Origin of the sequence: Comamonas sp. B-9 (assembly GCF_000410635.1) — a bacterium.
In the GTDB taxonomy this organism is placed as follows: Bacteria; Pseudomonadota; Gammaproteobacteria; order Burkholderiales; family Burkholderiaceae_C; genus Comamonas.
In genome coordinates, this window is record NZ_APCR01000293.1 from 1 (window position 1) to 937 (window position 937).

Here is a 937-nt window from a genome sequence, read left to right on the forward strand (position 1 = left end):
AGTGAACGGCGCGGCTGTGCCTGCCAACTACGCGGCCAAGATCGGCGACACGCTGACTTATGCAATGGTGATCACCAATACTGGCGGTACCGCTGGCACGACGGTCCTGACTGAGACCGTGCCAGAAGGTACCCAGTTTGTGGGTGGTAGCGCTCCTGATGTAACTCAAGGCTGGAGCCAGACAACACAAGGTTGCGGCGTGGCAGCCAGCACCTGCACGCAAAGCTTGACGGTGCCAGCGCAGAGCGCCGAAGGTGTGGCTGGTGAGCAGACAGTGCGCTTCACGGTGGAAGTGCTTGCCCCAGCGACCAGCAACGGCAAGATCACCAATACCGTGAGCAGCGACATTGCTGCAGCTTGCGCCTCTGGTACTTGCTCGGCTGAAACCGCCAATGCGATTGCCGATATGCAAGCGCAGATCACCAACATCCCAGCTTCGGCTGTGGTGGTCGGCCAAAGCGTGACCATCACTGGCCTGTGTACCAACAATGGTCCCGTCAGTGCTGTTGGTGCCAGCTGCCAGATGGCAGTGCAGAACGGTGCAGCATCGGTCGGTGCAACTTGCGATGCTGGCAAGACACTGGCAGTGAGCGAGACGCTGAGCTGCTCGGTAACCTTCACGGCAGCGGAAGGCGCGATCAGCGCCACCATCAACACGACCACGCAAAGCTACGAGTCCAACACTACGAACAACACCGACACCAAGTCCACGGTGGGCAATACGCCAGCTAGCCTGGCTACCACCAATGTGCTGACCTTGGTCAATGGCAGCCCCGTGCCCGCTGGCTACCTGGCCAAGCCTGGTGATGTGCTGACCTATACCGTCAGCGTCACCAACAGTGGTGGCACGGCAGGTAGCACCGATGTGGGCCAGACCGTGCCAGCAGGTACCACTTACACCGGCTCGGGTGAGGGTTGGAGTGCAGGTTGTGCTGCG

General features: G+C 60.5%; 1 protein-coding gene. It reads left to right on the forward strand.

Annotated features, from left to right (window positions below; translation table 11 throughout):
• Nucleotides 1-937: DUF11 domain-containing protein (locus H928_RS25795; RefSeq protein ID WP_043338336.1), on the forward strand; the 937-nt coding region annotated here is incomplete at both ends.